At 60.2% G+C, this 25477-nt stretch carries 20 protein-coding genes and 1 pseudogene; 10 read left to right on the top strand and 11 right to left on the bottom strand.

Annotation, left to right across the window (positions count from 1 at the left end):
• Positions 1–277 precede the first annotated feature (277 nt).
• The 9 genes from BMW90_RS23355 to BMW90_RS23395 all read right to left on the bottom strand — a co-directional run bounded on the left by BMW90_RS23355 (position 278) and on the right by BMW90_RS23395 (position 12450).
• Entirely contained in the window at positions 278–2515 is a 2238-nt protein-coding gene (locus BMW90_RS23355) for a xanthine dehydrogenase family protein molybdopterin-binding subunit (protein ID WP_074839799.1), read from the bottom strand.
• Complete coding sequence (locus BMW90_RS23360) at positions 2512–2976, bottom strand: (2Fe-2S)-binding protein (RefSeq protein ID WP_074839802.1); 465 nt, start codon at positions 2974–2976, stop codon at positions 2512–2514. Before BMW90_RS23360 ends, BMW90_RS23355 begins: the two co-directional genes overlap by 4 nt.
• A 247-nt stretch (positions 2977–3223) precedes the next feature.
• Positions 3224–3958, bottom strand: a complete 735-nt coding sequence (locus BMW90_RS23365) for an NAD(P)-dependent oxidoreductase (protein ID WP_170850615.1) — start codon at positions 3956–3958, stop codon at positions 3224–3226.
• 217 nt (positions 3959–4175) lie between these two features.
• Complete coding sequence (locus BMW90_RS23370) at positions 4176–6146, bottom strand: TRAP transporter permease (RefSeq protein ID WP_139211533.1); 1971 nt, start codon at positions 6144–6146, stop codon at positions 4176–4178.
• A gap of 84 nt (positions 6147–6230) precedes the next feature.
• Positions 6231–7223, bottom strand: a complete 993-nt coding sequence (locus BMW90_RS23375) for a TAXI family TRAP transporter solute-binding subunit (RefSeq protein WP_170850616.1) — start codon at positions 7221–7223, stop codon at positions 6231–6233.
• Between the two features lie 195 nt (positions 7224–7418).
• A complete protein-coding gene (locus BMW90_RS23380; RefSeq protein WP_275937330.1) occupies positions 7419–8177 on the bottom strand; it encodes an SDR family NAD(P)-dependent oxidoreductase in 759 nt (252 codons plus the stop codon).
• A gap of 103 nt (positions 8178–8280) precedes the next feature.
• Entirely contained in the window at positions 8281–9066 is a 786-nt protein-coding gene (locus BMW90_RS23385; protein ID WP_074839811.1) for a class II aldolase/adducin family protein, read from the bottom strand.
• A gap of 217 nt (positions 9067–9283) precedes the next feature.
• On the bottom strand, positions 9284–11278 hold the full coding sequence (locus BMW90_RS23390; RefSeq protein ID WP_244526602.1) for a TRAP transporter permease: 1995 nt from the start codon (positions 11276–11278) through the stop codon (positions 9284–9286).
• A gap of 8 nt (positions 11279–11286) precedes the next feature.
• Positions 11287–12450: a TAXI family TRAP transporter solute-binding subunit gene (locus BMW90_RS23395; protein ID WP_074839814.1), complete on the bottom strand. Its 1164-nt coding sequence runs from the start codon at positions 12448–12450 to the stop codon at positions 11287–11289.
• A gap of 261 nt (positions 12451–12711) precedes the next feature.
• Between BMW90_RS23395 and BMW90_RS23400 the strand changes: the two genes are divergently transcribed.
• From BMW90_RS23400 to BMW90_RS23415, 4 genes are all read left to right on the top strand, one after another.
• Entirely contained in the window at positions 12712–13677 is a 966-nt protein-coding gene (locus BMW90_RS23400; protein WP_074839816.1) for a LysR family transcriptional regulator, read from the top strand.
• Positions 13678–13821: 144 nt separating this feature from the next.
• Positions 13822–14424 (top strand): cupin domain-containing protein, encoded by a 603-nt coding sequence (locus BMW90_RS23405; protein ID WP_074839818.1) that lies wholly within the window; start codon positions 13822–13824, stop codon positions 14422–14424.
• A 117-nt stretch (positions 14425–14541) separates the two neighbouring features.
• A complete protein-coding gene (locus BMW90_RS23410) occupies positions 14542–15564 on the top strand; it encodes a TAXI family TRAP transporter solute-binding subunit (protein ID WP_074839820.1) in 1023 nt (340 codons plus the stop codon).
• An 82-nt stretch (positions 15565–15646) separates the two neighbouring features.
• Entirely contained in the window at positions 15647–17614 is a 1968-nt protein-coding gene (locus BMW90_RS23415) for a TRAP transporter permease (RefSeq protein WP_074839822.1), read from the top strand.
• Positions 17615–18332: 718 nt separating this feature from the next.
• Here the strand turns inward: BMW90_RS23415 and BMW90_RS23420 are convergent.
• Positions 18333–19247, bottom strand: coding sequence for a LysR family transcriptional regulator (locus tag BMW90_RS23420; RefSeq protein ID WP_074839826.1), 915 nt, complete (start codon positions 19245–19247; stop codon positions 18333–18335).
• 114 nt (positions 19248–19361) lie between these two features.
• Between BMW90_RS23420 and BMW90_RS23425 the strand changes: the two genes are divergently transcribed.
• The 6 genes from BMW90_RS23425 to BMW90_RS23450 all read left to right on the top strand — a co-directional run bounded on the left by BMW90_RS23425 (position 19362) and on the right by BMW90_RS23450 (position 25001).
• A complete protein-coding gene (locus tag BMW90_RS23425) occupies positions 19362–20522 on the top strand; it encodes an acyl-CoA dehydrogenase family protein (protein ID WP_074839829.1) in 1161 nt (386 codons plus the stop codon).
• Complete coding sequence (locus BMW90_RS23430) at positions 20522–21616, top strand: CaiB/BaiF CoA transferase family protein (RefSeq protein ID WP_074839832.1); 1095 nt, start codon at positions 20522–20524, stop codon at positions 21614–21616. Before BMW90_RS23425 ends, BMW90_RS23430 begins: the two co-directional genes overlap by 1 nt.
• A gap of 2 nt (positions 21617–21618) precedes the next feature.
• Positions 21619–22458 carry an HTD2 family dehydratase gene (locus BMW90_RS23435; RefSeq protein WP_074839834.1) on the top strand — a complete coding sequence of 280 codons (840 nt, stop codon included), beginning with the start codon at positions 21619–21621 and terminating at the stop codon, positions 22456–22458.
• The gene (locus BMW90_RS23440; RefSeq protein ID WP_074839835.1) at positions 22452–23243 is read left to right on the top strand and encodes an HpcH/HpaI aldolase/citrate lyase family protein; all 792 of its coding nucleotides are present in this window, start codon (positions 22452–22454) and stop codon (positions 23241–23243) included. The genes BMW90_RS23435 and BMW90_RS23440 overlap by 7 nt, the downstream gene beginning before the upstream one ends.
• Before the next feature lie 70 nt (positions 23244–23313).
• Complete coding sequence (locus BMW90_RS23445; RefSeq protein ID WP_074839838.1) at positions 23314–24072, top strand: electron transfer flavoprotein subunit beta/FixA family protein; 759 nt, start codon at positions 23314–23316, stop codon at positions 24070–24072.
• Positions 24072–25001, top strand: coding sequence for an electron transfer flavoprotein subunit alpha/FixB family protein (locus BMW90_RS23450; protein ID WP_074839841.1), 930 nt, complete (start codon positions 24072–24074; stop codon positions 24999–25001). Before BMW90_RS23445 ends, BMW90_RS23450 begins: the two co-directional genes overlap by 1 nt.
• A gap of 66 nt (positions 25002–25067) precedes the next feature.
• Here the strand turns inward: BMW90_RS23450 and BMW90_RS27370 are convergent.
• A pseudogene (locus BMW90_RS27370) lies at positions 25068–25382 on the bottom strand (IS5 family transposase); the annotation flags it as partial.
• Between the last annotated feature and the right edge of the window lie 95 nt (positions 25383–25477).

Below are 25477 nucleotides of genomic sequence, written 5' to 3' on the forward strand. Positions count from 1 at the left end.
GTATTAGTGGGCGTCCGAGTGCTCCGGCAAACGATTTAATCGCATCGGAGATTGACAAAATCTCAACGCCCTGGCGTGACGATAAAGCTTTGAAACTGAATAACTTTTATGTCTGGAAGTGCACTGAGGTCTCCGCGAGGCTGGTTGAGTTTTACCGCCAGGCCGACGGAGATTGGGCGGGCCTTCCAGATGAAGGCCCGCCCGTGCAATGACGTTAGAGTGAGGCAACCGATACCGGATCAGCGCGGCACCCGTAGTCGCCAAGCCCGCGCCTCAATCAGGAGAGCGCAGCTTGGATCGGCAAGGTCCGGATGCGCTTGCCCGTCAAGGTGAAAAGGGCGTTGCAGACCGCGGCCGCAATCGGAGGCGTTGCCGGTTCGCCGAGCCCGGTGGGCGCGGCGTCGCGTTCTATGAACGCCACGTCGATTTGTGGCATTTCTTGCGCCGTCAGTACCGGGTAGTCGTGGAAGTTGCTGTTGACGACGGCGCCCTCTTGCACCTCTACCTTCTCCATCAGTGCTGCGGAAAGACCGAAGGCAATGCCGCTTTCCACCTGCATGGCCGCGGACGACGGGTTGACCACGGTTCCACAATCCACCGCGCACCAAACCTTGTGCACTTTAGGCATGCCGTACTCGTCAAGCGATACCTCGGCGATCTCGCCTACGATGGTATAATGATCCTCGTGCAGCGCCACGCCCATTGCGTGTTGGCGTCCGTCATCGGCCATCCAAGGTGCGCCGCGCCAGTTCGCCATCTCGATGACCTTGTCCAGGACTGCCGCGAAGCGTGGTGATTTGCTCAGCAGACGCCTCCGGAAAGCCACCGGGTCTTCGCCGACCGCATGGGCCATTTCGTCGACGAAGGACTCGATAAAAAAGCCGTTGTGTGCGCCGCCCACCGATCGCCAAAAGCCAAGCGGCACGGCGTTCTCTTCCAGAAGGTATTCCGTGCGCTTGTTCGGAATATCGTACGGCTGGTTGGCAGAGCTGTCCATGACCGAGTGGTCAAAGGGCTGGCCTGCGGCAAATCCTGCGTGGCGCTGTGGCCCATCTCCGATGTTGATTTGTCGAAAGACGGTCGGATTGTTGTTGGCATCGAAGCCGGCCTGTAACCGCCCGAGTACCTGGGGCCGATAAAAATCGTGCTTAGTGTCTTCCTCGCGCGTCCAGATGACCTTGATCGGACGGCCTGGGAAGCGCTTGGCAAGGCTGACTGCCTGCACGACATAGTCGGCGTTGTTCTTGCGGCCGAAAGAGCCGCCGAGATAGGGCGTGACCACCTTTACGTTTTCTGTCGGGATTGCGAGGATCTTTGACGCGACAGTGGCCACCCAGTCCGCGCTCTGATGACCCGTCCAAAGTGTGCAGCGGTCGCCCTCGTACAAAGCGGTGCAGCTCATCGGCTCCATCGCCATGTGGGCAGCGAGGGGCACTTCGTAATCGGCTTCAATTCGGATGGCTGCGTCTGCCAAGGCGGCGTCGACGTCGCCGGCCTCCTCCGCCGCTACGCCTTGTTCACCCACCCGGGATCGGAGCCGTGCCGAGAACGCTTGGTCAGAGGCCGCCTCGGCGCCGCCTTCGAATTCCACTGTGACTTCCTTAAGCGCGGACTTGGCGTGCCAGAAACTATCCGCCACGACCGCCACCGTGCCTGTCGGATCGTTTGGCTGATGGTCCGGTGGGGCCAGCACGTAGTCGACGAAGCTGGAGGTGCCGTTGGGGATCGCCTCGACCGCCACTACCCCCGGCATTGCGAGAGCGGCGTCCTTGTCAAGCGCGCGAATGCGGCCGCCAAAGACCGGCGATTGCAGGATTGCAGCAACAAGCATGTCTGGCGGAGACGCATCAATGGCGAACTGCGCGGTACCGTTGGTTTTTTCGACCATGTCGAGCCGGTCGGTCGGCGTGCCAATCAGTTTGAAATCCGCCGACTTCTTCAGCGGAACATTAAGCGGCGGGGCGTTCTCTGCCGCTCTCGTCACGAATGTGCTGTAGGCCGCCTTGCGGCCGCTCGAAAGGTGCGAAATCTCGCCTGCTTCGGTCAGAAGCTCTTCGACGGCAATGCCCCATTCTTCTGACGCCGCCTGAAGCAGCATCGCGCGGGCAGCTGCGCCCGCCTTGCGCATGGGCATAAATCCGTCCTTGATGGTGAGGCTGCTGCCCGTATAGCGCACGGCGCCGTCCCAATGCAGCCGATATTCAGGACCCAGCGGCGCCTCTTTCACCTTCACCTGCGCCATCGGCACATCGAGTTCTTCGGCGATCAACATTGCCAGCGAGGTATGAACGCCCTGGCCCATCTCGACGAAGGGGATAAAGACTGACACTGTCCCGTCAGGTTCAATCGCCACGAAGGCATTCAACTGCTGGCTTGCCTGCTTCTCTCCCGCCTTCAGCGCGCCGCCTTGCAGCCCGACGGTCAATACCATGGCGCCTGCGGAAATCCCGGTGCCGAGGAAGGCGCGCCGGCTGAGGCCTGACACGTTCTGTAGTTCGGAAGCCTGCCGGGTCATAGCTTTTCCTCCGTACCTGTACGGGCCGCCCGTGCGATGGCCGCCTGGATGCGCAGGTAGGTGCCGCAGCGGCACAGGTTGCCCATGCCTTCGCGAATCTCTTCGTCCGTGGGCGACGGGTTCTCTTGCAGGAAGGCCGCGGCGGCCATGATCTGGCCCGACTGGCAATAGCCGCACTGGGGCACGTTCTCGGCGACGAATGCCTCCTGCAGAGGGTGCGGGACTCCGCCCGACGCGAGGCCTTCGATAGTGGTGACGGACTTGTCCACGGCGTCGCCCGCAGGCGTGATGCAGGACCGCACCGCCTCGCCGTCAATATGGACCGTGCAGCATCCGCACAGTCCCGCGCCGCATCCGAACTTGGTGCCGGTCAGGCCCGCCTGTTCCCGTATCGCCCAGAGAAGCGGCATGTTCGGATCATCGATTTCATGTATCGCGCCATTGATGCTCAGCTTGATCATGGAAAGTTCCCTCGTTGGCAGTAGGTTCCGCAATCCACTGTCGTGGCCGCCCGGCCTGTTAGGCAATCGATTAAAGCGCATCGTCTCGTGACAAAAAATCAATCGGGTAATAAGAAAAGTATCGGAAACTTTATTCCCTATCCTTTCCAAGGAAGCCGGTGAATCCATATTTTTCTATAGATTTCATGAAATACCTTGCCCCTTGCTCCGAAAAACTCCTTCGAAGGATCGGAGAAGCGGGGCTGAGTCAGTAACCCCGGCACGCATCAAAACGATTGAGAATCTCGCGACCGTCCATGATGCGGCGCAGGTTCTCGGCCAGAGTATCAAGCTTGCGCGCCTCGGTCTCGGCACCTCCCTGCCAGGACATATGCGGCGTGATGATAAAGCGCTCATCCCCATAGGCCCAATGGCCCTCCGGCAACGGCTCAGGATCGGTGACATCTAACGTCGCCGCCGCAACCGTCCCGGTCTCCAGGCTGCGCCGCAGCGCGTCAAGGTCAAGGATCGCGCCACGCGAGACGTTGACGAGGTGCAATCCCGGTTTCGCGGCCTGAAACACCTTTCGACCAATACTCTTCCGAGTCTCCTCGGTCAGCGGCATGGCTATGACCAGGTGGTCGCTGAAACCCGCGAGGTCGCGCAGCGACGCGGCCGCCTTGATGCCGTCGGGCAAGGCCGTGTCAGACCGGCGATAGGCGCGTATATTCATCCCGAAGGCCAAAGCGCGGCGCGCCACTTCACCACCGATGGACCCGAATCCGGCAATGCCGAGGGTCGCACCTTTCAGGCTGCCGACCCAGCTTGTTTCCATTGCCGAGGAAGAGCGCACCCGATGGCGTAAAAAGCCCTTTTCGTGGTTCAGCATCGCGCCCAGCACGTATTCCGCGATCACGTCCGAAGTGAAACCACGGCCACAGGATATAACGGGGACGTCAAGCACCCAGCGCGGGTACATATCCATGCCCGCAGACATCGACATGAGCATATTCACCCGACCCCAACTTGTGGGGATGGCCTCAGGCGCATCCCTCCACGCGGGCGATGGGGTCACCAGGACGACCGTGGCCTCTGGCGATATGTCCCACGGGGTTTGTGCAATTACAGCCCGGATCGAAGTTCCGGGCACTCGAACCCTCAGCTGGGCATCAAACTCGGCACCAATTCCGCTCGCAATGACCAATTCCATCGTTGGCGCCCTAGGGTTTCGGCCCATCGATGATATCGGACGGAGTGCCGCCATACTGGGACAGTCCACTGATCTGCGTCACGCTGTGAGACCGGGTTGCCACGACGCCCGCTTTTAAGTGGTTGCACCACAGAATTAACGCGGCAAGCGCCAGCCCACCCGCGGTTACTATGACAGTCCAGATACCCATACCTCCAAAAACTGCGGTTGCGGCCATGACGGCTAAACCAGCAACCATCATCGCCGCTTCGTAGAGCCAGTTCGGCACACCGCTATAAGGCGAGCGCAGCATCGACAACTTGAGCAGATAAGAGGCGACCACGGTGTTGAAGAGCGTCACCGCAATCTCCATGGGTGTCCCCTGCATCAAAAGCGCTGGATTATAGACCCATACGAAGGGCAGGATATAGGCAACGATGCCGAGCCGCATGCTTAGGAAACCGGTAGTCCACATATTTGCTTGGGCGAGGCGCGCCGCAACAATGCTGCCGATAGCAATCGGTGGTGTTACCATACTCATCAAACCGAAATAGAGAAGAAACATATGGGCGGCGATCGGCTCGACCCCAAGTTTTGTCATTGTCGGAGCCACTACTGTGACAAGCACGATGTAGACCGCGGCGGTGGGCATCCCCATCCCTAGCACAATGGCGACTAAAGCGCTCAACACCAGCAGCGCCATCAGACCATAGGCAGACGCTATATGGGTCAGTGCCAGCGAAAGCTGGAATGCGAAACCCGTGGAGTTGAGCAGGCCGATGATGACACCGGCGGCACCGCCGATCAGCATCAAGGGGCCAAGTTCACGTCCAAGGTTCACAAGCGCATTCCAGAGCTCATTCAGATCGAACCTGAATCGTATCTTGACTGCATTGACCGCAATCATCACCCCCGACGCGATCAACGCGCAATGCCCTGGGTTCGCATTGGTCATGAACAATAAATACATCAGGACGCCCAGCGAAATCAGGATCTCCCAGCCGTCCCGGAGGGTTTCTCTGATCGTCGGAAACTCGGAACGGTCAAGCCCCTTCTGGTTGTTCTTGTAGGCCATTGCATCGACCTTGAAAAACAACGTTAGGAAATAGAGAAATGCCGGAATCGAGGCCGCTATGACGATCTCGGAATATGGCACTTGCAGAACTTCGGCCATGATGAACGCCGTGGCGCCCATGATCGGCGGCGCGACTTGGCCGCCGTTCGAGGCGGTCGCCTCGATTGCTGCGGCCTGCACGCGTTTCATGCCGGTCTTTACCATCATGGGAATAGTGAAGATGCCAGTCGACATGATGTTTGCAACCGTGGAGCCGGACATCATACCGAAAAAACCGGATGCCACCACAGAAACCTTCGCAGGTCCGCCACGCCGGTGTCCGACCGCGGCCAACGCGAGATTATTGAAGAAGGTCATGCCGTTGGCAATCTCCATCGCCTTGCCGAAAATCATGAATGGCACCACCAGTGTGACGATCACCGTCACCACCAAGCCCGGCACGCCGTTGCTGTCGGCGTAGAGATAGATGATCGTCCGCGTCGGCGCGAAGACCGACGCCTGTAACATTCCGGGTACAGCGTCGCCGAAAAAACCGTAGGCAGTGATGACCCAGACCAGTGCCGCTATGATGAGGCCCATTGACTTGCGCAGAGCCTCAGCCAGCAACAGCAAGCCGATAAGACCTGGACCCCAAATATCTGGCGTACGGAACGCCATCGTGACCATCCACGGTTTGAAATTGTAAGCATACCAGAACCATGCCGCAGCTCCAGCCAGCGCCAGAATGACATCGATCCAGAGGTGCCGGGGAGAATAGGGATGCGCCAGCAGACCGGCAGCAACGGAAAGACCAAGGATGACAGCCACGACCTGCTGCGTAACGATCGGCATCCCGAAGGTTTGTGGCAGGTTCAAAACCCAGACAACACTCAGAACAGGCATGGAAACCAGAGCGGCCGTCAGGATAATCGATTCAAGTTTCTTCACAGCGTGCTCCACCGGCTACACAGCATCGTCAGAGAAACATCTCCTTCCGATTTGCATCGGAAGGAGATGCAATACATTATCAGGTCAATTCTCTGGCTGGTTCTCTTCGTGGGCGTCGGTCCAAAGGCCCACTTCCTTGTAGAATTTGATGGCACCCGGATGATAGGGGACCGACGGATTTACGAGAGCCAGTTCGTTCTGTGCAATTCCACGCAGCGTCCCGATATCATTCTGCAAGCTACCCCAGTTGTCGTAGAGCGACTTGGTGATCGCGTAAACGTCATCTTCCGAAATCGCTTCGTTGGTGATCAGCATCGTATCGTACGAGACGATCTCCGTCTCGCCGATGATGAAAGGGTGCTTTTCACTAGGCAACGCTGTGCCTATTGTGACGCCAGAGATCTCTTTGGCAAAAAATTCGTCGCTAGCCTCGCTACCATTGCCGATAATCCGAAGCCCACCCGGAACCGAGGCCTGCAATTCGGTCAGTACCGGCATTGCGGTGGAGGCGGGCGCCGCGTCGGCGCGGCCTTCGACAACAGCGTTGATGCCGTCCATCAATCCGCCGCTTGTCATGAAGTTCACGTCGTCAAGCTCCAAGCCGCCGGATTTGACCATGGCTTGATTTATCATGGTCGCCGCTTGCGAGGCGGGCATGTCGCCCATGACGCGTTTGCCGCGCAGGTCGTCCGCTGTGATGATGCCGGACTCCGCTTTGGTGATAAACGCATAAGGAATATTCCAGACGCGCGCGATGCTGCGAAGCCCGGTCATAGGCTGTGGAAAGTCTCCTTTGCCTTCGTAGGCAACACCCGATTCAACGGTGGACGCCAATCCCAGTGTGATATCCCCGACGCTTATCGAGGGGAGATAGACCGACGCCCCGGTGAAAGGCTGCGCGGTCGATCGGATACCGAGTTCTTCCTGAAAAACCTTCGCGAAGCCGCTACCGATCAGATAGAAGGTCGACCCCGAAGGGTTTGTGCCGATGGTAATGTTCTTCAGCTCCGCCAGTGCCGAATGGCCGTTTCCTAATACCATGAATGCCGCAGTGGCGGCAATTTGCCAAATTTTCAATTTTGTTCCTCCGTGGATTGATTTGGCATCACATAAATGAACTCGTTCCACAAAACGGATTAAAGAGCATCTTAAACCTCGGATGGTCCGAATAAATAAACGCAATGCGGGTATACCCTTGGGCATAAAAACAGAATGCCTTAGGCTTAATTGTATTACATTTTTCTTCGCTGTTTTGCTTCCGTCCGAATGGCCTTAATAAACGACCACGGGACTGGACCCGCCGTCGACGGCAATTGTCTGCCCGGTCACCGCAGATGCATGAGCGGAGGCCAGGAAAAGCACCATCGGAGCAATGTCGGCAGGTTCCACGAGACGCCCGATAGGGAAGTCCGCGATAAAAGACGCCTCGGCCTCTTCCATAGAGATTCCCCGCTCCTTCGCGCGCGCTTCAAGCCGCGCCGGGTATCTGTCGGATTTGGTGAAAGGCGGATGGACCACATTCACGGTGATGCCGTCGGGTGCGACATCGGCGCTGAAGTTCTTGGCAAAGTTCGCCAACGCGGAATTGCCTAGTCCCTGAGGAAGGGCTTCCCGGTGCGCGACGCGGGCCGAGGTACCCCCGATGCAGATCACACGCCCGCGCCCGGACCGGCGCAAATGCGGCAAGGCCGCGCGTGCAAGCCGCATGGACGCCAATGTCTTGCCCATAAACCTCTCGACAAGCTTTTCGTCTGTGAGTTCTTCCAGTCGCCCGCCCACGTTTGTCGACGCGTTGTTGACGAGCACATCGAGGGCACCAAAGCGTTCCTCCACGCTCGCGATGGCGTGCTCACAGCCGTCAGCGGTGAAGAGGTCGGCCTCCACCGTCCAAGACGTGCCTCCGCACTCTTCGATGGCGCGGCCGGCGGAGGCGAGCGCCTCGCGGTCCCGACCGCAGATCGCCACTCTTGCACCTTCGCTCGCAAAGCCCAGCGCGATGGCCAAGCCGATGCCGCGGTTCCCTCCGGTCACAAGGACCGTTCGGTCTTTTAGATCGAGATCGATGGCTAATCCTCCTCTTCCTTACGCTGCAGGTCTCTGGGCACTGCAGGGTGATGGTTCCCCGATCCTCGGATCACTGCATCCAGTCCCTGCCCTGCGCGCGTTCAAGCTTGCGCAGCATTGCCTGCCATTCGGTCTCGCGGCTGCTGCCAAAACTATCCCGCTCAAAAATGGCGCGCGATTGCTCCATCACAAGCTGTTGGATGTCTTCGTTGATGGGCTGGATCTCTTGTCCGGTGCTGAGAATGGCCATCTGGTAGGAACAAGCCGATTCCATGCGTGCCATCCACAAAAAGGCCTCGCCGACAGTACGGCCCACCGACATCAGCCCGTGGCTTCGCAGCACCAGCACACGACTGTCGCCCAGATCGCGTACGATGCGTTCGCGTTCCTCCAGATTCACCGCGATGGATTCGTAATCGTGGTAAGCCACGAATGGTAGCATCGTCAGGGCCTTCTGGTTGTTCGGCAGAAGGCCGTCACGCATGCAAGCCACGGCATTGCCGGCGCGCGTGTGCGTGTGCATGACTGCGTTCATGTGCTGCGCGGACATGTGTACAGCTGAATGGATGGTGAAACCCGCCGGGTTGATCGGGTAGTCCGAACGGTCCAGCACGTTACCTTCTTCGTCGACCTTGATGAGCGACGAGGCGGTGATTTCCTCGAACAACATGCCGTAAGGGTTCAACAGGAAATGGTCAGTCCCCGGTACCCGTAGCGAGATATGCGTGCCGAACAGGTCCGACCAGCCATACATGTCGGTCAGGCGGTAGCAGGCCGCAAGATCGCAGCGCGCCTGCCATTCCTCGGGACTCATGTGATCGGGAGTGGTATCGGGATCTGCAACGATTTTTAACATTCAAGTCTCCTCCTGCCTGTACGCACTCAGTCTCCGTCGACCGGTTGACCGGATCCCCATGCCGCGTTTGACGTAGGCATGGAAAGTGGCCTTTGGTTGCAACGGGTTGCGTGATTAAAACTGTGCCCGAAAGCCCTGCTGACAAGCAAACGATTATAACGCATGGTTCCTTGATAAAAACTCAAACGAGTCGATTTCCAAGGGTCTGCTGCCGCACTCATTGAGGAAGGTCGTCACCCCGCAAGCGACCCATAGACGAGCACCGCGCGTGGGCCATAAAGACGGCCGGAGCCGCCAGTGCAGCTCCGATCAGGGCTGTATCCAGGTGAGTCAGCCCGAGCGTCGCCAGCCCGGGAACAGCCACAAGGAACCCGCCCACAATCAGCAGACCCCGGCCCGCGGCGGCCCACAGCCCCTTGCCCAGTGGGCCGAACCCAACGACGTAGCCGCGAAAGCCGGAGGCCATCAGCCAGATGCCCACTAAGGCACTGGCAAGCGCCACGAATACTTCCGAGATGCTGCCCTGACCGACCAGTGCCGGGTCCAGCACAAAGAAGAACGGAATGATGTAGATCACCGCACCCAGACGCATGGATTCGACACCAACTTCAAAGGGCCGCGCGCGCGCCAGCGTCGCAGCCGAAAATGCGCCGAGGGCAACCGGCGGCGTAATGAAGCTGACCATGCCCCAGTAGAGAATGAAGAGATGCACGACGATGCGTTCGAGCCCCGTTGCCTCTAAGGCGGGTGCAAGGACCACAGCAAGGAAAACATAGCACGCAGTCACGGTCATCCCCATGCCGAAGACAAAGGCGGTAACCGCCCCCATGAGCAACAAGGCAACCTTGGAATTCCCGGCAATGAAGACGAGATCGTTGACCAACGTACCCGCCAGTCCGGTCGCCGCAAAAGCGCCGACGATCAGGCCGATGCCCATAAGTATGGCGGTCAGCTCGGCTAATGCGGCGCCAACGTTCCACGCCAGCTTGCACAGTCCGGCAAAGTCGAGTCTGCTTTGCGGTAAGAGCTGGTTCAAAAAAAGCATCAACGCAGTTGCGAAATAGGGCGCGCGCGTTTCGGCCCGCAAACCGATCATCATCCAGATCAGCAACCCGAAGACCAGGATGTAGGTCCAGCCACCGCGCAGAGTTGCGCCTAGTCGCGGCAATTCCTCGCGCGGCAAACCGCGGAGCCCCTTGCCCGCAGCATAGGCGTCGATCTGCATGAAAAGGCCGAAGTAGAACAAAAGCGAAGGGATGGCTGCGGCCAGCGCCACCTCGGCGTAGGGCATTCCCAGGAACGAGGCCATGACAAAAGCGGTGGCACCCATGATCGGCGGCATAAGCACGCCACCGGTCGACGCGCAGGCCTCCGTTGCTGCGGCGGTCTTTGCCGAGAAGCCGCTGCGCTTCATTGCCGGGATCGAAGCCGCTCCGGTCGACAACACGTTAGAGATCACCGAACCCGCCAGCGACCCCATGAAGCCACTGGCAAAGATTGCTACCTTGGCGGCTCCGCCCCGAAAGTGCCCGACCAGAGAAAAGGCAAGATCGTTGAAAAACTGGCCGCCGCCGGTTCTTGAAAGAACCGCGCCGAACAGCACAAAGCCAACCACCAGCTTTCCGAAGCTTTTCATTGGGATACCAAAAACGCTTTCCGACGATATCAGGTGATAGGCCATCGTGTCGAATAGCGGCTGTTGAAACCCATTGAGCGGACCGGGAAAATGGCTGGCCGCCGTGGGGTAAAGTGAGACCGAGCAAACGATTGCCGCAAGGGTTATGCCGCCCGCGCGTCTCGTTGCCTCGATAATCAACGCCCAGAAGATCACAGATGCAAATTGCACCGATCGCGGCGCCGCATATTCCCAGCCTTCGTTCAGAGACCGTTCCGAGCTGGCTGCGAAAAACAGGCAAAGTGCCAGCGATAGCACCATCAATCCCCAGTCCACCGCGCGCGCCCGGGAGCCCAACGCGCCACTCTCGAAAACCAGAAAGGACAAAGAGAAGAAGGCCGCGGCCAAAAGATAGAGGTACTGACCTTCCAGAATGGTGATCCCGAAGGCCCGCAGCTGAAAAACTTGATTCAAGGACAGCCCGACCCCAAGGAGTGTACCGGCAGCGACGAGCAGAAGGCGGAGCGGGCTGCTCGGCATCCGCTCCTCCGTTGTGGCCGAAAACATCTCCGCCGGTTCATTCGTGAAGGTTCCCACGACCATCTTCAAAAGACCGGCTGGAAGCCACCGCTGACCAGCGCCTCGCGGCGCTTCGTGGCCCAGGCGCTCTGCCAGTCTTCTGGGGACTCAGCCTTCAATTCCTTCCAGGCTGCGGACAACGTGTTCTGCCGGGCGATCATTTTTTCATTGTGCGCCTGTGCCGCATCGGACCAGACACCGATTTCCTTGAAGTAGCGGATCGCGCCTGCGTGGAACGGGACCAACCATTCCATGTCCTGCGCCTCGATGCTCCAGCCATCCGCTGCCGGAGCGGCATCTTTATAAGCATCAAAGGTTTCAACCATGGCGCGGGTCTGCTGGTAGACGAGATCCTCGTCCTGCACGTCCATCGCGATCAGGACGGGATAGGGGTAGCCGACAGTGGACAGCCCGTTTTCTTCTGAAAGCCCAGCGCCTTGAGTGGCCGTCATCGGTGCGAAATAGGGGGCGATTTCCTGTAACCGAGCCATGCCTTCAGCATTGTTGGCGTCAACCGTGGGCCAGAACAGGCCGCGAGGCCCTGCTTCGACTTCATAAGCAGCCCCCGCCGTGGTGGCGGAATAGGCCGCGTCCACGGTGCCATCCACCAGCGCGCGATAGCTGTCAGCGATGCCGCCGAACTCGACCGCGGTGACATCATTCCAGGTCAACCCGCCGTATGCCAAGAGCGCCGATGTGGCGACGTTGAGGGCCGGTGAGCCCTTGACCCAAGACACTTCGAGTCCACGAAGATCGCCATAAGTGAAGCCATCGCAATCGGGCTTGCCAACCTTTTCGCAGGTGTCCCGCGTTGTGGCGAGCGCAAAACCGAATTTGGAACCCGCATTCTGCAACAGGACGCGCACTTTCTGCGGCCCCCAGTTTTCGTCACTGAAAGCAAAGACACCTTCCTGCGCCATATAGACGCCTCCGATCCCGGCGGCCGCGAAATCAACCTTTCCCTGACGAAGCGGAACGGCGCGGGCGATGTCGTTCTTGCCGGCAAGCATGCGCAGGTTTGTGCCATAGGCATTCTTCAGTGCAGCGCCGATAGCGACCGCCTGGCTGTGACCGCTGGAGCCGACGCCATAGGTCGACCAAGAGATCTGGCCCGGCAGGTTGAGCTCTTCAGCATGACTCATTCCAGCCAGCAGCGAGATGCCCGCTGCGATGATCAGGGTTCTTGACATGAATTCCTCCCAAACGTCAAATTGCGGCTGCCCGTCCTCTCGGCGGCCAGTTTTTTTGTCTCACACGCGCGCCGCTGGTCTTCCAAGTCGTTGAAAAAGGTGATAATATTGCAAGAGGCCCCGGCGGCGCCCGGAATGAGCATTCGTTCACTTTCCAATTTGGGTGGAACGCCGTTCATCGCGCAACCGACTTATTCACATTGAAAGCTGAGAAAAACTCAAATAGCCTCGCCACAGCTCAACTACCAAGGTCCCCCCACAATGAGGAACGCGCTTCCCCCCTTAAACGCGCTGCGCAGCTTTGTGGAAGCTGCCAATGCCAGGAGCATCTCGAAGGCAGCGGAAGCGCTCTACGTCACGCCCGGTGCAGTCAGCCGCCTGGTCCAGAAGCTCGAGGATTACTTTGGCACGGCTCTGTTTGTCCGAACGCCCAATGGGCTGGAACTCACCGAACATGGCAAGACATACCTGCGAGACATAGCCGGGCCCTACGCGGCGCTTGGCGATGCGACGCGCAGGATGCAGAGGCGTGCCGTCGGCAATCGCCTGATCGTCACCTGCCATCCAACCTTTGCGGCGCGTTGGCTGCTGCCGCGGTGGAACAACTTTTCCCGTCAGCGCCCGGATATCGAGGTGCAGATCGTAACCACGTTGAAGGAACTGGACTTTTACCATCACGACACCGACCTTGCGATCGTCCTAGGGCCAGACGTCGACGCCTACACCCTCGGTCCCGGCATCGTCGGTGAAAAGCTGTTGGAATTAGAGATGTTTCCGATCTGCTCGCCAAAGCTGTTTGCCGATATGTTTGCCGGTCAGGGCGAACCGTCCGAATGGAAGGTGCCGCTCGACGTGCTCAAGACCCATACATTGATCCATACCGATCCGACGCCGCACGAATGGCAATACTGGCTCGATGCTTACTACAATGCCAGCCGCGACCCCGAATTGAAGGCGGCGATCAAGTCGGTCGATGTCAGTCACGGGCCGGTGTTCGCCACCGCGGATCTGGCCATCCTCGCCGCGCTCGAAGGGATTGGCCTGTCAACCAGTATCGGCGCCTTTGTCGAGCAAGATCTGGCCAATGGCCGGTTGATGAAGCCTTTCGAATTCTCCCGCAAGGCGACAAGATTCTATCATATTCTGTGCCGCGAAGAGCGCTACGAAGACGAGAACATCGCACTTTACCGCGACTGGCTGCTCAGAGAAGCGGGCATCATTCCCTAGCGCCAGACAGCGCGAGCGAGGCCGGGCTTTTCCATATTTGAGTTTTTCTCAATGGTGACTGCGAATTACTCGTTTGATCAAGCAGATGCTCTTCCTCCAGACTGGTCGTGCCAAAAGGCATATTTTAGTTTTGGAGGATGTAAAATGCCAGACACCACCGCCAAGGTCTCGATCCGGGATACCGCAAAGGCCGTCATTAGGGCCATCGATGACGCCGGCGAGAACCCGACGAAACTTCGCCAGGGCATTCTCGAAGCGACCGACCCGTTGCGCCGACGCGCGGATCTGTTGGACCTTGGGACAAAGCGTCTCGCCAATCACATCGAGGCCAATTCCAAGCACCTGTACTACGACGGCGAGCTGTCCATCACGCTCGACAGGGTTCCTACCGGGAGAGTGATCCCACCGCATGACCATGGCCTGTGGGAAGCCGTGCTGGTTTGCACGGGTAGTCTTCAACACGCGATCTACCAGCGCGCGGACGACGGATCGGTCGAAGGCTATGCAGAGCTCGAGCTTGTCGAGGACCGCGTGATCCAGCCCGGCGATCTGGCGCTCGTCATCCCACCCGCCGAGATTCACAGCTTCGAAGCTTTGGAGGAAGACACTTGGCTGATCAATGTGGTCGGCGGGAATTACCGCGCGCACCGCAACTACTTCAACATCGAAGCGCAGACTGTCGTTTATGCCAAGGCGGGCACCTACCGGGCCTCGCCGCCGCCCGCGCCCGTCGGGGCAACGGCCTGATCGGCACGCCCAACGCGGAAATCCTCGCCCGGTGCGCCCGGAGGAACCTCGGCACCCCGAGGAGGCGCAGGCAGGAAGCGGCAAAATCAAGAATTACTCAGGGGAGGAAAAGTCACCATGACTGCACTACGAACTTATCGCCGGACCGGTCCGGCTGTCGCCCTGGCGCTGGCCGCCGGGATGCTCACCGTCACTCAGGCCTTTGCCAACGAAACTATACGCTGGGGGTCGTCGTCGCTTGGCGCCGGGTCCCAGACAACGATTGCCGCTATGGCCTCGGTTGTGGCCAAGAAAACCGACCTTAAGCTGGTCGAACAGGTGACCGGCGGGCCGTCGGAAAACATGCGGCTAATCCAGCAGGGCGAGATCGAGATCGGTCAGCTGACTTCGGGCATTGCCTATGACGGCTACCACGGCAACAACCAGTTCGCGGCCCAGGGCAAGACCGACATGCAGGGGCTATTCACTCTTTACCCGGCTAACATGACCTTTGCCGTGGCCGCCGATTCCGGGATGCGCACCGTCGATGACGTCAAGGGCAAACGGATCGCCGTCGGCCCCCCGGGCTCGACCGCGCCGAAGTGGATCCAGGCCTGGCTCGACGCCTACGCCGCCTCGGAAGGCACCGACCTAGTGCGCATCGGTTATGTCGAGGGCTGCGACGCACTGCAAACGGGCACCGTCGACGCCTGCCTGATCTTCGTCACCGGCAGCACTCCGGGCGGCTTCACCCAGCGGCTCGATCTCGCCATGGACATTGTGCCCATCGAGTGGAGCACAGAGGGCGGGGGCTTCCAACGGCTGGAGGAAGAGCGGCCCGAACTGGCGGTACCCGGCATGATCGTGGCCGGCAGCCTGAAGAACCTCGACCGCGACATACAGGTCCCCGGCACCTTTTCGGCTGAGTACACCCCGACCGGGGCGATTTCCGAGGAAGAAGGGTACCAGATCGTCAAGGCGATTTGGGAGAACCGCGAGGAGATCGCTAGCCGGGTCGCGATAGCTAAGTGGTACGGACAGTCGCCGGCCAACCTGCTGGCCGGGCTCGCGCCCTCGATTCCGGTGCATCCCGGGGCCGCGCGCTTCTACAAGGAAATGGGCGTCTGGGACGACCGCTACACCGTAGGCTCTGCCGAGTAGACACCTGAACCAGCCTCCCCGTGAGCACGGCCAATCGCCGGGCTTGCGGGGCTCCCTCCCCCCTTCACGCGAGACCGTCACCATGCCGACACTTAGCAAGAAAATTCTGGACCTCGTTGGCACGGTCGTTTCCGTGGCCATGGTGATGTTCCAGGTCTGGTACATCTACCGTCCGTCGATCTCGCCGGACGAGGGTGCCAACATCCACTTGGCCTTCGGCCTCTTCCTGGTGTTCTGGTACGCGCTGCGCCGGGCCGGGCGCTGGTACGATCTCGCGTTTCTGACGGTCTGCCTGGTCGTCAGCCTGTTCGTCACCGGTTACATGGCGGTGAACTACTACACCTTGCTCGATCGGATCGGCATCGCGTCCGACCTCGACCTAGCCGTGGGGGCCCTGACCATCGTGGTGGTCCTGGAGGCGACCCGGCGCGCCTTTGGCTGGGCCATCCCGGGCTTTGCCATCCTCATGCTGCTCTATGCCTACTTCGGCCCTTACATGCCCGGGCTGCTGCACCACGGCGGATTTTCCCTCACCCGGCTCGTCGCCAGCATGACGACATACCTCACCGGCGTCTATTCAAGCATCCTGGGTATGTCGGCCACCATTGTCGCCATCTTCATGATCTTCGGTGGCTTCCTCAACGCCTCGTATGCCAGCAACTTTTTCGTCAAGCTCGCCCTGAGACTGACGCGCAATACACGGGCCGGATCGGCCTTTGCCTCGGTCGGCGCAAGTGCCCTGTTTGGGTCGATCAACGGCTCGCCGGTGGCCAATGCCACCACCACCGGAATCTTCACCATTCCGCTGATGAAGCGGCACGGATTCAGCGGCCCATTCGCGGCAGCGACCGAGGCGGTGGCCTCGACCGGGGGCACGCTGATGCCGCCGATCATGGGGGTAGCGGCCTTCCTGATGGCTTCAATCACGGGCATCCCCTATATCCAGATCGCTGCGCATGCCATGGTTCCGTCGATCGTCTTCTTTGGCGCGGTCGCCATCGCAATCTTCGTCTACAGCCGCAAGCACGACCTGATGCCGATGAAGACCAGGATCGCCGCCGACCCGCGCTCAACCATGTGGATCGAGGGCGTGACCTTCTTCGTGCCCTTCGCACTCATCATCACACTGATGATCTCTCGCTATCCGATCACCAGTGCCGCACTGCTGGGGACAGTAATGCTGATAGCCCTGGTGGTGCTGCGCGAAGGCGTCTACCGCTTCCTGTCCTTCCGACCGCCGCTGGAGTTGATCCCCGGTGCGCTGGAAACCGCCCAAGCCGAGGGCGCCGACCTGCCGCTGCGCGACGGCTTGGGCCGCCAACTCCTCAACGGCTGCATCGAGGGCGCACACAATGCCGCGAGGATCGCCGTCGTCTGCGGCACCCTGGGTATCGTCGTACATGCCTTCACCATGACCGGCATGGCCGGACGGTTGGTGCACAACATGTCGGACGTGGCTGGCGGAAACCTTCTACTGACCCTGGTGATCGTGGCGGGCGTATCGCTGCTCTTCGGCCTCGGCGTTCCCACCGTCGGCTCATACGTGATCGTGGCGGTGCTTGGCGCGCCTCTGCTCACGGAACTGGGAGTGGAGCTGCTGGCCGCGCACATGTTCATCTTGTACTTCACCATGCTGTCCGGCCTGACACCCCCGGTGGGCGCAACGGTGCTCGTCACCTCCCAGATCGCGGGGGCCGGTTACTGGAAATCCGCCGTGGCCTGCATCACCATCGCCACACCGGGTTTCGTCATCCCATTTCTTTACGCCTATGAACCGGCGCTGTTGGGCTTCGGCGATATCACCACCATTATCTGGAAGGTGACGGCAGTGCTTGGCGGTGTCTATGCCTTCACGGTGGCCATGCAGAACTTCAGCTTCACCCGATGCCGTCCGGTGGAACGCATTGTGATGTGCATCGCGGCGGTTTTGCTCTTTTCGACCGTGCTGTTCGGGATCTGGCTCGCGGCGGTCGGCGCGCTCGCGGTTGGCGCGGTATTGCTAATGCAACGTCAACGGCTACGGCTGGTGAAGTCAAACCCAGCGTTTTAGGCCAAGCGTGGCTCCATCTGGAAACGCGACATATTCGCGACAATCAACGGGAAACAACTCAATGAATAGTGCGTTCACAGGTCACGAAACGAAATCACCAAGCCACGAGAGTTCTTTTCCACTACGCGGCGTGTTTGAGAGGCTTAGCGAAGGGTACAATGACCTTGTCATGAAGCGCCCTTTCTTGTTTGTGTGGGCGCTAAAGGGGTGCGGTAAGCCAACAACACCGCCCGATGACAACCGTTGGGCGGTCGAAGCCCAATATGTGTGTTTGCAATGAATTGAATTGCGATCAGGCCAACTTAACCGCGGTCGATTGGCCGCTACAATGGCGAGTGAGCCGGTCGAACGGCGCTGCGCTCATCATTTCGTCTTCTCAGCCTGGCCATGGCCTCGATCATGGGCTCCGACGGCATCTACGGCGAGGTCTTCATGACTACAGCATCCGCCGCAGTCAGCCTTTTCTTAGTCGACGCTGTCGACCTTGTCTCGGGGCGGCTGCGCTTACGCCACTTGGTCGAAAGCCTGCGCTAGCGCACAATGCTGCTGATATTGCCATTTTCTCGCCGCCGTTGGGGCTCGATCTCGTCGTGCTTGGCATAATCGGTGCCTTTCCGTTCATCTCAATTATCTTGCCCAACATCAAGGGCTGAGATCGGAAGACCTTCTCCGGACCGTGCTCACCCCTTCTCGCGTCCGGAACCATCCCGGTGCAAGCTCACACGAGCGTCGCGCCGACCCAATGCCCTTCTTGCACCAACTCCGCCACTACGTCGTGGATCGTCTCTTCCACCGCCTGCTGCGCGCGCGTTATCGTTCCCGTGCGCCGGATAACTGCCTTGCGCCGCAACACCGGCGTTTGCATTCTCTGAAACAACAGCCGGCCCTCCGCGATCTCTTCTCTGACCGCATGCAGTGGCAAAATCGAAGCACCGTGCCCCGCCGCGACCAGTAACTTGATATTGCGGTAAGAATCGATCTCCATCGTCACACGCAACGGGGTTTCCGCATGTGTTGCAAGGCTGTCGAGCAGGTCGCGCAAGCCATGCCCCTTCGAGGGCAGGATCATTGGCAGGTTCTGCAGATCGCGGAGGCTTTCGAAGCCCTGCCCAGAATTCTCCGCCCCCTGGACTAGAACCAGCTCTTCCTCGACTAGCGCCTCCTGCTCGATGTCATGGCCGCTGGCCGATGCGTAGAGCAGCGCAAGATCAATCCGCCCCTCCTCCAACCAGCCACTCACAAAACCGCTCATCGCGTCGGCAATGTTGAGCGTGATACGCGGATATTTTTCCTGCAGCGCTTCGATCAGCGGAAGCGTCAGAATCTCGCTGATCGTCACCGAAAGCCCCAGCCGGACCGCCCCGCCTGGCGACTTGTCGAGGTTTCGTATCTCGTCTTCCGTGCGCGCAAGGTCTGCGAGAATGGCACGCGCCCGCGATGCGAGCAATGCGCCGGCCTCGGTTGGCGCACTGCCACGGGCGCTACGCAGCAGCAAGTCGGTCTGTAGCCGCTCTTCCATGTTGCGCATGTGCAGCGAAAGCGCCGGTTGCGCCACGTTCAGGCTGCGCGACGCCGCGCTGAGAGAGCCTTGATCTACAATTTCAAGGAAGTACCGGAGTTGCCGAACGTCCATTTGCGTGTCCCAACCCCTATTTTTTTTATATGAGTTACATCACAATTATATATTTTTAAAATGGTCCGGCAACTGGTTTAGTTCTGGAAAGGAAAACGCATTCGGGAGCCGGGCATGAAGCATCTTTCCGATAATTATCAAGACATTCGCGACGGTGTGCGGGCGCTTTGCGCGCAGTTCCCCGCTGAATATCACCGTAACGTCGATGAGGAAAAAGCCTATCCCGAGGATTTCGTAGATGCGCTGACCCGCGAAGGCTGGATGGCGGCGCTGATCCCGCAGGATTACGGCGGTTCGGGGCTGGGCCTCGCCGAAGCGTCTGTCATCATGGAGGAAATCAATCGCGCGGGCGGGAACTCTGGCGCCTGTCACGGTCAGATGTACAACATGACCACTCTGGTCCGCCATGGATCGGAGGCGCAACGGGAGGCCTACTTGCCGAAGATTGCCGCCGGCGAGCTGCGATTACAATCTATGGGCGTGACCGAGCCGACCACCGGCACCGACACAACAAAGATCAAGACCACCGCGGTGAAGCAGGGCGACCGCTACGTGATCAATGGCCAAAAGGTCTGGATCAGCCGCGTGCAACACTCCGATTTCATGATCCTGCTGGCCCGCACCACGCCTTTGGCCGAGGTGTCAAAGAAATCCGAAGGGCTTTCGATTTTCCTCGTCGACATCAAGGAGGCGATGAAAGATGGCATGGCAGTCAAGCCCATCGACAACATGGTCAACCACGAGACCAACGAGCTGTTTTTCGATAACCTTGAGATCCCTGAGGACAACCTGATCGGCGAAGAGGGCAAAGGCTTCAAATACATCCTCACCGGGTTGAACGCCGAGCGCACCCTGATTGCCGCCGAGTGCATCGGCGACGGCTACTGGTTCACCGACAAGGTCACGGCTTATGTCTCGGATCGCCAGGTTTTCGGCCGGCCCATCGGCCAGAACCAAGGCGTGCAATTCCCGATCGCAGAGGCGTTCATAGAGGTTGAGGCGGCGAACCTGATGCGCTGGAAGGCCTGTGGCCTGTACGACGCGGGACAGCCCTGCGGCGCCGAGGCGAACATGGCGAAATACCTTGCCGCCAAGGCCAGCTGGGAGGCGGCCAACGCCTGCCTGCAATTCCACGGCGGCTTCGGTTTTGCCAACGAGTATGATGTCGAGCGTAAGTTCCGCGAGACCCGACTGTACCAGGTCGCACCGATCTCGACCAATCTCATTCTGTCCTACGTGGCCGAACACATCCTCGGCCTGCCGAGGTCGTTCTGATGCGGCCGTTGAAAGGTCTCACGGTCGTAGCCATCGAACAGGCGGTCGCCGCACCTTTTGCCTCTGCCCGTCTCGCCGATGCCGGCGCGAGGGTCATCAAGATCGAACGGCCCGAGGGCGATTTCGCCCGTGGCTACGACGATGTTGCTAATGGCCAGTCGAGCTATTTTGTATGGCTCAATCGGGGTAAGGAAAGCGTGACTCTCGATCTCGCCTCGGACGCGGGCAAGACGCAATTGCGGCTTTTGTTGGCCGAGGCCGACGTGTTGCTCCAGAACCTTAAACCCGGTGCCCTGAAAAAGCTCGGCTTTGCGCCTGCCGACCTGCGCGCCGCCGACCCGCGGCTCATCACCTGCTCGATCTCTGGGTTCGGAGAGACCGGCCCGATGGCCGAGCGTAAGGCCTACGACCTGCTGATACAGGCCGAAAGCGGGCTATGCTCGATCACCGGCGGCCCGTCGGAACCGGCGCGGGTGGGAATTTCCGTGGTCGATATTGCCACCGGCGCCAGCGTCCATGCGGCCATCCTCGAAGCGCTGATCCGGCGCGGGGTGACCGGCGAAGGCGCCGAGATCTCGGTCTCTATGTTCGACGTCATGGCCGAATGGCTCACCGTACCGCTTCTCAACCACGAGGGCGGCAAAAGCCCGCAGCGCATCGGTCTCGCGCATCCCTCGATCGCGCCTTACGGCGTGTTTCAGCCGGCATCCGGCGCACCGCTGCTGATCGCGATTCAATCAGACCGCGAATGGCGTGATCTGTGCAGTGATTTCATCGGCGACCCTGAGCTTGGCACAGATGTCCACTATGCCACCAATGTCGCCCGGGTGGCACATCGAGACGAAACCGATGCTCATGTGGCGGCCGCCTTTGCCCGCCAGAGCTCCGACACTGCAATGGCGCGCCTGCTCTCGGCGCGGATCGCCGTCGCCACGGTGAACGACATGGCCGGGCTGGCCACGCACCCGCACCTGCGGCGCATCCGGGTCGACAGCCCGAACGGGCCAGTGGTGATGCCCGCCCCGGGCGCGCGTTTTTTGGGCGAAGACCTCAGCTATGGCGCCGTGCCGGCGCTGGCTCCGGCTAAAGGATGAACATGCAAATCGACATAGACGACTTGCGGCGCTGGATTGGCCGCGAGGAGCACGCAAGCGAAGCTCTCAGCGCCACCCGCCTACAACAGTACGAGGCGACCCTCGAAGACAGCCCCCCGCAATGCCCGGCAGGGACCGCGCCGCCGCTGATCCACTGGTGCCTCGCCCAACCCGTGGTGCCGATGTCTGAGCTTGGCCGGGACGGCCATCCCGCGCTGGGGTCCTTCCTGCCTCCGGTTCCCCTGCCCCGACGCATGTGGGCAGGCGGCGAAATCACCTTCCACGACAATCTGCGCGTCGGTAACACCGTCGACCGCTGCTCGAAGATCACCGATGTCACTCTGAAGCAAGGCCGCAGCGGCGATCTCTGTTTCGTCACCGTGACCCACGATATTTCGACCGCCGGCCGCGCGATTTGCACCGAGCGCCAGGACCTTGTCTACCGGGCTGCGGCCTCCGGGCCGACGGTTGCCAGCCCTGCGCCCGTCGCCGCGCCGCCGGGGGACAAAAGCCAGACGATCAGCCCGCATCCGACTCTGCTTTTCCGTTTTTCCGCGCTCACCTTCAACGGTCATCGCATTCATTACGACCGACGTTTCTGCACCGATGTCGAAGGATATGCTGGGCTCGTCGTGCACGGGCCGTTGCAGGCCACCCTGCTGTGTCACTTCGCGGCAAAGCTTTGGGGTGCGGCTCCAAAAACCTTCTGGTTCCGCAGCGTATCTGCGATCTGCGACGACACGGACTTCACCCTGAATGCCACGGAGGAGGGCGACGGGTTGCGGCTCTGGACAGCGGCGGTTGGGCACCCCGTGGCGATGGAGGCCGGCGCTCAATGGTAACCGATGTTCGTGCCCCGCTCTTCGTGCCGGCCACGCGCCCCGAGCGGTTTGCCAAGGCCGCGCCCGCCGGCGCCGATGCCATCATTATCGATCTTGAGGACGCGGTTGCCCCCGCCCAAAAGCAAAGCGCCCGCCAATCCCTGGACACTGAGTTCAACACGCTCCCGGTGATCTTGCGGATTAATGCGCCCGGGACGCCGTGGTTTTCCGAGGATCTTCAGGCGGCCAAGGCGCTGCATCCGGCAGCGGTCATGCTGCCCAAAGCCGAGAACCCAGCCGCAATCAACACGGTGGCGCGCGATCTTCCCGGCCTGCCCCTGATCGCCCTCATCGAGACTGCTGTCGGCATGGCCCACGCGCGCGAGATCGCGTCGCTCGAGGGGGTGGTCAGGCTGGCCTTCGGCTCAGTGGACTACTGCGTCGATCTTGGCTGCCGGCACCAGCGCGACAGTTTGCTATCGGCTCGCACCGAGCTAGTGTTGGCGGCGCGGCTAGCCGGTAAGGTGGCACCGCTGGACGGGGTGACTACGGCGCTCGACCGACCGGGCATACTGCGCGACGATGCCCAACACGCGCGGGACTTGGGCATGACTGGAAAGCTTTGTATTCACCCCTCGCAGGTTCCCGAGGTGCTCGCCGCTTTCGCGCCCTCCCCGGAAGAGCTCGCTTGGGCGCGGCAGGTGCTGACCGCATCGGACGGAGCAGTGCGGATTGACGGCGAAATGGTCGACGCGCCCGTTCGTGCCCGAGCCGAGGCCCTGCTGGCACGCACAACCGAAACCTAGGCGGTCCGCGCCGTGTCGCGCACGGCGTTTTAATGCGGCCCGAATTGTTCAAAACAGGAGTATAGCGCAGATGAAGGTCCTAGTACCGGTCAAACGCGTGATCGACTATAACGTGAAAGTCCGTGTGAAAGCGGATGGCAGCGGGGTTGATCTTGCCAATGTGAAAATGTCGATGAACCCGTTCGACGAGATTGCTGTTGAAGAGGCGATCCGGCTTAAAGAGGCGGGTAAGGCTGACGAGGTTGTGGCGGTTTCGATTGGCGTGAAACAGGCGCAGGAAACCTTGCGCACGGCGCTTGCGATGGGCGCGGATCGCGCGATTCTGGTGATTGCGGCCGAGGATGTGCACACAGATGTCGAGCCGCTGGCGGTTGCCAAGATCATTAAAGGGATTGTTGACGAGGAACAGCCGGGGCTGGTGCTTTGTGGCAAACAGGCGATTGACAACGACATGAACGCCACCGGTCAGATGCTTGCGGCGTTGCTGGGCTGGTCGCAGGGCACGTTTGCGTCCGAAGTGGATATCGAGGGCGATACTGCCAAGGTGACGCGCGAAGTTGACGGTGGGTTGCAGACGATTTCGGTCAAGATGCCAACGGTTGTGACGGTGGACTTGCGGTTGAACGAGCCGCGCTATGCGTCGTTGCCCAACATCATGAAGGCCAAGAAAAAGCCGCTGGATGAAAAGACCGCCGCGGATTACGGCGTTGATGTCACGCCGCGTCTTGAAGTGGTTTCGACTGTTGAGCCGGCGGCACGTGCGGCAGGCGAGATTGTCGGATCGGTTGACGAGCTGGTGACGAAACTCAAGGAAGCGGGGGCGATATAATGGCTGTTCTTCTTCTAGCGGAAGTAAATGACGGTGTTCTCTCGCTTGACGCGACCGCGAAAGCGGTGTCGGCGGCGGCCAAGCTGGGCGATGTGACGGTGCTGTGTGCCGGCGGATCGGCGGCGGATGCGGCGGCAGAAGCGGCCAAGATCGCAGGTGTGTCCAAGGTTCTGTGCGCCGAAGATGCCACGCTTGGCCATCGGTTGGCTGAATCCACAGCGGCGCTGATTGTGTCGCTCGCGGACGATTACATCCACATCGTTGCACCGGCGACGACGGATGCGAAAAACGTGTTGCCCCGCGTGGCGGCATTGTTGGATGTGATGGTCATTTCGGATGCGTCCGGCGTTGTCGACAGTGACACGTTTGAACGCCCGATCTATGCGGGCAACGCGGTTCAGACCGTGAAATCCAGCGACGCGACCAAGGTTGTCTCGTTCCGGACGTCAACATTTGACGCGGCGGGCGAACAGGCGGCGGCACCGGTGGAAAACATCGGCGCGGCGGAAAACCCCGGCTTGTCGGAATGGGTCGAAGACAAGGTCGCGGCGAGCGACCGTCCCGAGCTGACCTCGGCCGGTGTGGTTGTGTCGGGTGGTCGTGGCGTCGGATCGGAAGACGACTTTGCGTTGATCGAGGCACTTGCGGACAAGCTCGGCGCGGCGGTCGGCGCATCGCGCGCGGCGGTGGATTCGGGCTTTGCGCCGAACGATTGGCAGGTTGGTCAAACCGGTAAGGTTGTTGCGCCCGATCTTTACATCGCTGTAGGGATTTCGGGGGCTATTCAACATCTTGCCGGGATGAAGGACAGCAAAATCATCGTTGCGATCAACAAGGACGAAGACGCGCCGATTTTCCAGGTAGCCGATTACGGGCTGGTTGCAGATCTGTTCGCGGCGGTGCCGGAATTGACCGAAAAGCTCGGTTGACTGCAAAACGGGGCTGTGTTGCACAGATCAACTGCAACTCAGAACGCGCCCAACCCGAAACGGATTTCAGGCGGTGCGTTCAAAACTTGGGCGGCCAAGTCCGGTCATCCGGTTGAGAACCCGGACGCCAATCTTGGCTTCTGTTTTCTGATTTTCGCAGTTACGCGCCTTTAGCTTAGGCCCAATGACAGCCTTCCAGCGACCCATGAGAGTTTCACCTCGGCTGCGTTGATTGTAGCCAGTGGCCTTCTGCCAGGCCATTCGCCCGCGGGCTGCGATCACGGCGATATGGCAGTCACGTGCCGTCGGATCTTTGGCCGCATTGCGGCTCGGTATTGCGTTTCTGGGAGGTGGGATCGTGACCTCGATCGTCGATCCGAACGTAAGCATCCGGCGTAGGCCGCGGTCAGGCGGCTTGGCGGACTTTCGAGGGCTTCCAGTTCCACGGTAGCAGTGTCGGCACCTGCGAGGCTGTC

This window comes from Marinovum algicola (assembly GCF_900109145.1).
Taxonomy (GTDB): Bacteria; Pseudomonadota; Alphaproteobacteria; order Rhodobacterales; family Rhodobacteraceae; genus Marinovum; species Marinovum algicola.

What these genes read in the sequence shown, in the direction of transcription:
- BMW90_RS23355 (WP_074839799.1), bottom strand. Translation starts at nt 2,515, where the DNA reads ATGACCCGGCAGGCTTCCGAACTACAGAACGTGTCAGGCCTCAGCCGG.
- BMW90_RS23360 (WP_074839802.1), bottom strand. Translation starts at nt 2,976, where the DNA reads ATGATCAAGCTGAGCATCAATGGCGCGATACATGAAATCGATGATCCG.
- BMW90_RS23365 (WP_170850615.1), bottom strand. Translation starts at nt 3,958, where the DNA reads ATGTCGATGTCTGCGGGCATGGATATGTACCCGCGCTGGGTGCTTGAC.
- BMW90_RS23385 (WP_074839811.1), bottom strand. Translation starts at nt 9,066, where the DNA reads ATGTTAAAAATCGTTGCAGATCCCGATACCACTCCCGATCACATGAGT.
- BMW90_RS23395 (WP_074839814.1), bottom strand. Translation starts at nt 12,450, where the DNA reads ATGTCAAGAACCCTGATCATCGCAGCGGGCATCTCGCTGCTGGCTGGA.
- BMW90_RS23400 (WP_074839816.1), top strand. Translation starts at nt 12,712, where the DNA reads ATGAGGAACGCGCTTCCCCCCTTAAACGCGCTGCGCAGCTTTGTGGAA.
- BMW90_RS23405 (WP_074839818.1), top strand. Translation starts at nt 13,822, where the DNA reads ATGCCAGACACCACCGCCAAGGTCTCGATCCGGGATACCGCAAAGGCC.
- BMW90_RS23410 (WP_074839820.1), top strand. Translation starts at nt 14,542, where the DNA reads ATGACTGCACTACGAACTTATCGCCGGACCGGTCCGGCTGTCGCCCTG.
- BMW90_RS23415 (WP_074839822.1), top strand. Translation starts at nt 15,647, where the DNA reads ATGCCGACACTTAGCAAGAAAATTCTGGACCTCGTTGGCACGGTCGTT.
- BMW90_RS23420 (WP_074839826.1), bottom strand. Translation starts at nt 19,247, where the DNA reads ATGGACGTTCGGCAACTCCGGTACTTCCTTGAAATTGTAGATCAAGGC.
- BMW90_RS23425 (WP_074839829.1), top strand. Translation starts at nt 19,362, where the DNA reads ATGAAGCATCTTTCCGATAATTATCAAGACATTCGCGACGGTGTGCGG.
- BMW90_RS23430 (WP_074839832.1), top strand. Translation starts at nt 20,522, where the DNA reads ATGCGGCCGTTGAAAGGTCTCACGGTCGTAGCCATCGAACAGGCGGTC.
- BMW90_RS23435 (WP_074839834.1), top strand. Translation starts at nt 21,619, where the DNA reads ATGCAAATCGACATAGACGACTTGCGGCGCTGGATTGGCCGCGAGGAG.
- BMW90_RS23440 (WP_074839835.1), top strand. Translation starts at nt 22,452, where the DNA reads ATGGTAACCGATGTTCGTGCCCCGCTCTTCGTGCCGGCCACGCGCCCC.
- BMW90_RS23445 (WP_074839838.1), top strand. Translation starts at nt 23,314, where the DNA reads ATGAAGGTCCTAGTACCGGTCAAACGCGTGATCGACTATAACGTGAAA.
- BMW90_RS23450 (WP_074839841.1), top strand. Translation starts at nt 24,072, where the DNA reads ATGGCTGTTCTTCTTCTAGCGGAAGTAAATGACGGTGTTCTCTCGCTT.